Below are 8,921 nucleotides of genomic sequence, written 5' to 3' on the forward strand. Positions count from 1 at the left end.
CTACCGGTTCGGGCGGGCTCACCCCTGGCCGGGCGGGTTTCGCACCCGCTGGACGACGAATCGAAATTTCATGGAGTCATCGCATCTCCTCCAATCCCAATCGACCAGCAGAGCCTGGTCGCACTGTTCTTCCTATGCTCCGAGGATCATCCGCGTCTCGGGCAGGCCCGGCTCCTCGGTGCTCGGCAACTCCTGGATCACGAGCAAGGTGTCGGGATCGATCCAGCGCGCGTCCCGCGGAGAGTCGACCGCCAGGTCGAGACTCTCTTGAGAGGCTCCGCCTGGTGCCGTCCCCGGGTTGGTGCCGTCGAAACGACCCCTCCATGCCGGCCTATGCCGCGTCCTGCAACCTGGTCGGAGCCATCCCCGCGGTTTTCCAAGCCGCGGTGCTCGTGTTCGAGCGCAAGTCCCCGCGCGCAGGGGCGCGGAAGATCTGGCGGCCACGATCAGCTCACGACGAGCTCTCGGTTGCGAACGGACCACTCGCGGATCAGATCCTGATTGGCCGCCTGCCAGGGGTGGAAGTCCCGTCGATAGAAAGCGATGAGTTCGGGCAGGATTGCTCGCATGACGCCCCGGGGTCCCCAGATGAACGAGAGCCCCCGGATCACCTCCCGCACATCGCCCAGACGTCCGTCCATCGCCAGAAGGCGAAGCATGATGAACGTGATACCCATCGGAAACCCGAACATGATTCGCGCCCAGGTGATCACTCGGGTGAAGTAGCTCCCACCGATGTGGCGGTACACGTCGAAGCAGACGGCCTTGTGCTCGGTCTCCTCCACGGCGTGCCACTTCCAGAGCGCCGCGACCCTCTCGTCCATTCCCTCAGTGAAGCGCGGCTCGGTGAGGAGCTGGTGGGCGAGCACCGCCGTGTAGTGCTCAAGGCACACCGTGGTAGCAAGCTGCACCTTGTACGAGAGGCGCTTGCGAAAGAAGTTCAGCGCCCCTGCGAGCATGCGATCGAATCGCTTTACGTCGATCCCCTGGGCCTCGATCAGAGCGTTGTACTTCCGATGCTGAAACGTGTGGTGGGCTTCCTGCTGGAGGAAGACCTTCACCTCTCGTCGAAGATCGGGATCATGGATTTCGTCCGCGAAGTTCCGCACCGAGTCCATGAAAAACTTCTCACCTTCTGGGAAGACGATCGAGAGCGCGGTGAAGAAGTGGGTGATCGCCGGGCTGCCCGAGTGCCAGTAGCGCGGGATTCCGCCCTCGAGCTCGAAGTTCATCCGGCGATAGGTGATCTCGACGTCTTCGGGCAGGGACGATGCGCTGGCACTCACGTTGGACCTCATCGATTCTCCGCTGAGAATTGGGTCTCCGAGAATACCATGCGGCCACCCGGCATTCCGAACGCCGCCTCAGGGCGAGGCGGAAGAACAGCGGTCGGTGCGGGGGGCCGAGCCAGTCGCAGGGACTACTGCGCGACGAGGGGAGCAGTTGAAGGTGCCCTCGCTCGTGATCCAGGAAATGAGACTCTGCGGAGAGGCGCCACCTGGTGCCGTCCGCAGATCTGCTGCCGCCGAAACGACACCCCCCTGCACCCTGTTGCACTCCCCTGCACAGCAACGACACGTAAGTCCACGTCACTTCTTCTTCTTGGACCAGGCTTCGAACCTGGGGGTCGGGGGTTCGAATCCCTCCCTGGGCACTAGCTAGGACGCGCGATCGGCCCAAGCCTTCAGCGTGTTGCCGACGTCTTCGAGGTAGCCTTCTCCGCGCACGAGTCCTTGGTACCCCGGAACGGTGCCGACCCACGCGCTCATTCGGACGTTCGGTGCGTCCGTGAGGTACAGGGTCGGGAGGCCCATCAGGGCCGGGCCATCCATGCCTGCGGTGGTCACACCGAGCTGTCCGACCAACGCGTGTGTTCGCCTCAGGTGCTCGAAGAACTGGAGTTGAGCGCGCCGCATGTCGGCCCCCTGGAACAGCGGCTCCTTCCAGAAGAGCGTGAGGTCCACGGCCTCCGATGGGGCCTGCACGTCCAGGGTGTCGCCTATGAGAACGGGGACGAGCTCGGCTGCGAGGGACCGCTGGATGAGCTCGAGGAGCTCCCGGTCGTCCGTGTTGCGCCACGGATGATGTGCACCGCGGCGGATCCAGAGGAGAACCTTGTTCCCGGTCGAAGCATGGGCCAGAGCGCGATCGGTCCAATCGACGATGCGCTGCGGGATCGGGGCGTCGCCGAGGAAGGCGGCCCTGAGCTCTCGCTGAGCGGCGGGTGCGTCGGCACGGTAGGCCTGCGCCACGATCTCGGGGAGCTGCTTGTTCGCGCGTGGGCGCGAGCGGTAGGGCTGGAGGCAATCCCGGAGGCCGGCAGCGCGAAGAAAGCGCTCGGCCTGTTGCGTCTGCGCCTGATCGGGCTCGATCTGGATCTCGACGTTCGAGAGCGAAGCTGCTGCCGCCAGGTACCAACCTTCGCCGAACGAGAAACCAGGATCGGCATGGAACGTGTACGCATGGTTTCGCTCCTCGATGATGCGGCGAGCCTCCTGCGCCGCAGCTTGTGCCGTCCGTGCGGCTTCCCTCGAAGCGGGGTCGTCCGACTGGAGCGCCATGCACGCGGCTTCGCTTGCAGACGCTTCCGCCCCGGCCACGATCGCCTCGACGCGCCGCCAGCCGTCGTCGCAGGCTTCGCGAGTCGGCGCCCGTTGAGCACTTCTCGATAGCTGCCCCGCGCCGTGACGCGCGTCCTCCGCGCGGGCGGCGAGGGCCCTCACCAACGTGCTCCGCGCGCCAGCGATCGCCTCCGGAGTCCCGTCGCTCGTGGCGAGCGCGGCCTGCGCCGCGTCGATCGCAAGCCCGAGCTGACTTCGATGGCGCTGGCGCGCGCCCGGCACACCGATCTGGCGCAATGCGTCGGTGAGAAGGGCTGCCGCCTCACGCTCGAGGGTGTGCGCCGCCACCGCAATGGGCGTGCCTCGCCTGCGTCCCACCCGCTTCTCCGCCATTCGCGGAGCATGAACCAAACCAGGAGCTGCGTCACCCAGCGCCGGCGAATCGCACGCCCCTGCACAGCAAGGAGACGTAGCCCCCATCCTACTCCGAAGAGACGAGACGATAGGCCCCGTGCACCTGGTTCGCGTGGGCCTCTCCACGTGACATGTCATATGACAGGTCATAACATGTCATGTGACATGTCGCCGACCCAGGAGAAGACTGCGCTGACCGAACGCAAGCGGCAGATCCTCGAGGAAGCGATCGAGATCCTCTCGTCCGATGGCTACGCCAATCTGAGCATGCGCGCCCTGGCGCGCGCCAGCGGCATGAAGCTGGGCGCGCTGCAGTATCACTTCCCCACCTGGGAAGATCTGTTGCACGACCTCGCCGCCTTCATCGCCGAGGAGTACGGGCGCTCGTTCGATGCGCTGGCGGCAGGCGGCGGTTCGCCGGATCTCCGCGAGACCATGCAGTTTCTCCTCGAAGACTCGCCGGCCGACGCCACGTTGCAGGCCGACAGGCTCTTCCCGCAGCTGTGGGCGATGGCCCAGGTAGAGCCCGTGATGGAATCACTGCTCGACGCCATCTATCGCCGATACCTGGACACCCTGGAAGAACGACTCATCGCAGAAGGTAGCCGCGCTCCCCGTGCCGAAGCGCTCATGCTCATGTCGATGGTGGAAGGCGCAACGCTGTTCGTGGGTCAAGGACGGCGCTGGGCGCGTCATGCCAAGTCCATGCGTGCCGCCGTCCTCGAGTTCATCGACGCCAACTACGGCGAGGAAGGTTGAGGTTTCTTACTTGAGCGTTTCGAGCACACTGGATCAGCAAATCACTCGAGCGGCCTTCTGGTCGACCGCGATCGCTCTCGGCACCGGGATGGTCTCGTTCTTCCTTCCTCTGGACGCCCCAGGTGGCTACGAAGCGACGACCTCCGAGCGTGTCGCCTGGTTGGCGGCGAATTCCGGCTTCTTCATCATCGGTTGGATCAACCAGATCGTCGCCATGATCTCGCTATCCGGAGTCTTTGCGGGAATCGCCTGGCAGATCGCGGGTACGCATCCGCTGCGTGCGATCCTCGCGGCCACCCTGGTCGCCATTTCCATGGTGGTCTTCTTCATCCCCAAGTTCATCGCGGTGTGGACGATCCCGATGCTGGCAGAAGCGATCGCGACGGGCTCGGCGGCAAGCGAGATGGCCGAGACGCTGCTCCCGATCCTGAACGTCACGGTCCCGTTTTCGCTCTACACCTCGTTCGACTACCTGGGCTTCTGGCTCTACAGCTTGTTTGCCCTCCTGGTCGCACGCCCTCTCCTCAGGGGCTCTCTCACCGCGAAGATCGTCGGAATCACTCTGGGTGGTTTCGGTCTCTCGTACAACGGAATCGTCATCGCGGTTCTGGCCCGGGCGATCGCAGGACCGCAGATCGAGACCTACGTCCTCGGCGCCTCCGGACTCCTCTTCATCGTCACGGTCGCTGGGCTCTTTCTCTTCAGGGGCGTGTCAGCCGGCGGGAAAGCATGAAGCAGTCCATCACACGCCGCGACTTCCTCAATGGGGCCGCGCTCGCTTTGGCGGCTGGGACGACGCTCTCCCCGCGAGAGCTGTTGGCATCGGAGAACGACCCGACGGCCGGCGGCATCCCCCAGGACTACTACCCCCCCACGCTCACCGGCATGCGCGGCAATCACGACGGTTCGTTCGAGGTGGCCCACGCATTGGCCTGGCGCGGCGAGAAGCCGACGGAGTACGCAGCCCTCGATGAAGCGTACGACCTGGTGATCGTGGGCGGAGGCCTCAGCGGCCTGGCGTCGGCGTACCTCTATCGGAAACAGGCAGGCGCGGACAAGAAGATCCTCATCCTGGAGAACCACGACGATTTCGGCGGCCACGCCAAGCGCAACGAGTTCCACGCGGACGGTCGCACGCTGCTCGGGGTCGGCGGCAGCGTCAATCTGGAACAAGACAGCTTCAGCGCCAACGTACACACCGTGCTGGAGGAGATCGGCGTCGATCTCGAAAGGTTGGACGCCGCAAGAGAGCCCGAGCACTTGTTGGCGCAGCTCGGCGAAGCCCAGATGGGTTACTACCTGAATGGGCAGACGTACGGCCAGGACCGTATCGCGCATGGGCAGTGGGTCCACACCTGGCTTGGCCAAGGGGATGTTCGCGCTTCCATCGGCGCCCTCGGGCTGCCGTCCGATCAAGAGCAGCGACTCGTGGCGCTGGTCGATGGCGATCGGGACCTGCTCTCCGAGTTGTCTCTTTGGGAGACGAAGCGCTACATCGAGACGACCTCCTATCGTGATTTCCTGAGCCAGAAGGCGGGGCTCGAGCCTGAGACCATCGCTCTCTTCGATCCGTTCCTGCGGATCCTCTACGGCGTCGGCGTGGAGTCCTGCTCCGCGGCCGAAGCCTTCTTGGCCGGTGCCCCCGGCATGAAAAGCCTGGGCCTGACCGGAAGCCTGGCCAGCAAGCTCTTTGCCTACATGATCCCGAGCGTCCGCTTCCCCTTGTTCCCAGACGGGAACGCCTCGGTCGCCCGAATGCTGGTGCGAAGGCTCATCCCGGAAGTCGCCCCGGGCAGGGCCATGGACGACGTCCTCTCGGCGCGTTTCGACTACACGCGCCTCGATCGCGAGGAGTCACCTGTCCGCTTGCGACTGAACAGCACGGTCGTCCATGCCGTCAATCGCGACGGCGGGGTCGAGGTCTCCTATGTGCAAGGCGGCAAGGCCTACTCCCTCCGCGCCCGGCACTGCATCCTGGCCTGCTACAACGGGATCATTCCCCACCTTGCCCCCGAGCTTCCGGAGGCGCAGAAAGAGCACCTCAAGTACGGCGTCAAGGTGCCCCTCGTCATGACCAACGTGCTGCTGCGCACGGGCGATGCCGTCAAAGCGGCGGGACCCGTCCAGTACGCTTGCCCGGGCAGCTTCTACGAATTTGTCTCCGAGGCACCGCCTGTGAGTCTGGGCGAGTACCAGGGCGCTCGGCGGAGCGGGCCAATGGTCCTATGGATGGCCCACAACCCCTCGCCGCAGAACGATGGCCAGCAGACCGCTCGCGATCTCTTTCGGCTGGGCAGGCAGCGTCTCTACTCGACACCGTTCTCGACCTTCGAGTCGGCGGTCGAGCAACAGCTTACGGGCATGTTCGGTCGCCATGGCTTCGACGCTGGGCGAGACATCGAGGCGATCACCGTCAATCGTTGGGCCCACGGATACTCGTACGGATACACGGACCTGTACGACCCGGACTGGGAAGAAGGCAAGGCGCCCCACGAGCTGGGCCGAAAGCCGCTGGGTCGCATCAGCATTGCGAATGCGGATTCGGAGGGGTCTGCCTATCTGCATGCTGCAATCGACGCTGCGTGGAGAGCGGTCGGAGAGCGCCTGTCGGATTAGGTTCGCCCCGGGGTCGACTGGATGGAGAACACCTCGAGCAGCATCGAGAACTGGTTCTATCGGACCCCGAACCCGGCCATGAAGGCGGCCTGGTGCTCAGTTCCGGATTCTCCAGGGGCTGTGCCGGAGCTCTGGCTCGGCTGGTAGCGCTCCGGGTCGTGGTCGCGGGTGAAGGGTGCATCCAGATAGGGATCGGCGGTTTCCCGCATGTGGGCGTCGAGGCGCGCGCGCATTTGCTCTAGCACCTCGGCGTGCGCAGGATCGCCCGCCAGGTTGTGCTGTTCGTTCGGGTCGGTGGTCAGGTCGTAGAACTCTTCGGCCACGCGCGGGCGCTTCCACGGCTGGTCCGGCAGCTCGCAGAGCCGGTGCGCCCACTCCTGGTTGTTCAGCTGGTCCAGGCCGATGGCGATGTCGGAGTAGTTGCGGATGTACTTCCAACGCTCGGTCCTCACCGCCCGCGTGGGGATGTACTCCACGTGATGGGTCATCTCGGCGAAGACGGCCTCTCGGTGCGCGTCGGGAGCCTCGCCCAGAAGGATGGGAAGGAAGGAGCGGCCCTCCATGTCCTCGGGAACCGGCGCGCCAACGGCTTCCAGAAGCGTCGGCATCACGTCGATCAGGCTCAGCATCGCGTGGCGCTCGATTCCTGCCGGGACGCGCCCGGGCCAGCGCACGAGCAGCGGTGTGGCGATGCCGCGGTCGTAGAGCGTCATCTTGGCGCCGGGGAAGGGGGGCCCGTTGTCGCTCACGAAGACGACCAGCGTGTTCTCCGCCAGCCCCAGCTCGTCCAGCAGCGCCAGCAGTTCGCCGATCATGGCGTCCATGCCCAGCATCTGGCTGTAGTAGCGGGCCAGCTCGCCCCGGATCTCCGGCCAGTCCGGGAGATTCAGGTAGACCGGCATCGACATCGCGGCGGGGTCCACCGGGAAGTCCGGGTCGAACGAGAACGCGCCGCCGTCATCCCGGTGCGTCTGCATGAAGTTGATCTCGAGGTAGAAGGGCCGCTCCCGGTGGCGTTGCACGAATTCCAGCGCGGGCGCGATGTCCCGGATCCACATGTCCATCAGGCCGCCCATGCGCTCGTGGTAGCCGTACCAGCTCGTCGGCAGGTAGGGGGCCACGTGCCACTTGCCCGCCAGGCCGGTGCGGTAGCCGGCGTCGGCGAGCACGTCGGCTAGCGTCGTGCGCCTCGGCGAGAGCATGCGTCGCGGGTGCCGATGGCTGAGCCCGGTGACTCCATTGGTGTGCGGGTACTGGCCGGTGGTCAGGCTGGCGCGCGAGGACGAGCAGCTCGGCGCCGCCACGAAGGCGCGGGTGAAGCGCGTGCCCTGGGCGGCGAGCCGGTCGATGCTCGGAGTCTCGACGTCACGGTTCCCGTACGAGGACAGATCCCGCCAGCCCAGGTCGTCGGCGGTGATGAGCAGTACGTTGGGGCCGCGCGCTGCGCCCGCCGCCGGCGGCTCTCCGCCGCAGGCCAGGACGAAGAGCGTCGCAGCGACGAGCATCCGGGTCACAGAGAGGAGGGTACCGTTCACTGGCTACTGCGTCCCTCTCTGCTGCATTGACACATTCGGGTAGGAAATCCCCTCCGCAGAGAGGGGAAGATGAGAAGGCGCCGTCCAGTGCCGTCCGGGCACCTGGTGCCGTCGAAACGAACCCCCCTGCACCCCATCGCATAGCGACGACACCCAAGTCCCCGTCACTTCTTCTTCTTGGTCCAGGCTTCGAACCTGAGGGCTGGGGTTCGAATCCCTCCCGGCGTGCCAGTTCTTTCGAGTGGTTAGGCGATCTGGCCCAAATGCCAATCCGGGCAGAGGGCTACAGTCGGAGCGGAACCTGGCCGAAACGGGGCCATGAGCCGGTCTCCTGCGGTGCGCGTGAGTGCCTCGCTCGACATGCTCGAGCTGCTGGACGAGTTCGAGTCCGGGTCGCGCGAGCGGGTCTGGGCACGCGTTCCGGAGGCCATCCGGGATTTCGCCGACGCCCAGAGCCGGATCGGCTGGATCCCACTCGAGCGCGGCCCCTTCGTTTCGGAGGCGATCGTTGCTGAGTTCGGCCGGGAGCGAAGCCGCGAGCTCTACCGAAGGGCGATCCCCGCTCTGATCGAGAAGCCCCTGCTGGAGCCCCTCGTCCTGGGCATGCTCCGGGTGCTGGGAGAGCGACGCACGCGGCTCCTCGCGATCATCCCCAAGGGCTGGGGGCTTGTGTTTCGCGATCTATGTGAGCCGCGCGTCGGTAGCTCCGGACCCGGGGAGATCGAAGTGATCTTCGACGCGCTCGCCCCCGAGCTGCGAGAGCACCCGGGCTACTTCGACATGTGGGCAGGCGTGTGCCTGGGGCTGCTCGACCTGGCATGCCCGGACGGCACACTCGATTTCGAGGTCGCTGCGGATTGCTCCTCCATCCGGGCACGCTTCACCTGGTAGCGGCGGGTAGGCCGTACAGTGCGACCAGGCTCTGCTGGTCGATTGGGATTGGAGGAGATGCGATGACTCCATGAAATTTCGATTCGTCGTCCAGCGGGTGCGAAACCCGCCCGGCCAGGGGTGAGCCCGCCCGAACCGGTAGCGA

The 8,921-nt window shown here is 65.5% G+C and carries 7 protein-coding genes and 1 tRNA gene; 5 read left to right on the plus strand and 3 right to left on the minus strand.

Annotated elements, in window-relative coordinates; translation table 11 throughout:
* Window positions 1–446 precede the first annotated feature (446 nt).
* Complete coding sequence (locus GY937_23610) at window positions 447–1,298, minus strand: metal-dependent hydrolase (protein ID MCP5059703.1); 852 nt, start codon at window positions 1,296–1,298, stop codon at window positions 447–449.
* A gap of 223 nt (window positions 1,299–1,521) precedes the next feature.
* Between GY937_23610 and GY937_23615 the strand changes: the two genes are divergently transcribed.
* Window positions 1,522–1,654, plus strand: a tRNA-Arg gene (locus GY937_23615).
* Between the two features lie 4 nt (window positions 1,655–1,658).
* Here GY937_23615 and GY937_23620 read toward each other — a convergent pair.
* Window positions 1,659–2,954 carry a hypothetical protein gene (locus GY937_23620; GenBank protein ID MCP5059704.1) on the minus strand — a complete coding sequence of 432 codons (1,296 nt, stop codon included), beginning with the start codon at window positions 2,952–2,954 and terminating at the stop codon, window positions 1,659–1,661.
* Window positions 2,955–3,167: 213 nt separating this feature from the next.
* Here GY937_23620 and GY937_23625 point away from each other — a divergent pair, with 213 nt between their 5' ends.
* The 3 genes from GY937_23625 to GY937_23635 are packed head-to-tail and all read left to right on the plus strand — an operon-like array spanning window position 3,168 to window position 6,350.
* On the plus strand, window positions 3,168–3,734 hold the full coding sequence (locus tag GY937_23625; protein ID MCP5059705.1) for a TetR/AcrR family transcriptional regulator: 567 nt from the start codon (window positions 3,168–3,170) through the stop codon (window positions 3,732–3,734).
* Between the two features lie 10 nt (window positions 3,735–3,744).
* A complete protein-coding gene (locus GY937_23630) occupies window positions 3,745–4,467 on the plus strand; it encodes a hypothetical protein (GenBank protein ID MCP5059706.1) in 723 nt (240 codons plus the stop codon).
* Window positions 4,464–6,350, plus strand: a complete 1,887-nt coding sequence (locus GY937_23635; GenBank protein MCP5059707.1) for an NAD(P)-binding protein — start codon at window positions 4,464–4,466, stop codon at window positions 6,348–6,350. Before GY937_23630 ends, GY937_23635 begins: the two co-directional genes overlap by 4 nt.
* A gap of 56 nt (window positions 6,351–6,406) precedes the next feature.
* Here the strand turns inward: GY937_23635 and GY937_23640 are convergent, their stop codons facing one another.
* Window positions 6,407–7,885, minus strand: coding sequence for a sulfatase (locus tag GY937_23640; protein MCP5059708.1), 1,479 nt, complete (start codon window positions 7,883–7,885; stop codon window positions 6,407–6,409).
* Window positions 7,886–8,203: 318 nt separating this feature from the next.
* Between GY937_23640 and GY937_23645 the strand changes: the two genes are divergently transcribed.
* Window positions 8,204–8,776, plus strand: coding sequence for a hypothetical protein (locus tag GY937_23645; GenBank protein ID MCP5059709.1), 573 nt, complete (start codon window positions 8,204–8,206; stop codon window positions 8,774–8,776).
* Window positions 8,777–8,921 lie beyond the last annotated feature (145 nt).

Source organism: bacterium (genome assembly GCA_024228115.1).
Lineage (GTDB): Bacteria > Myxococcota_A > UBA9160 > UBA9160 > UBA6930.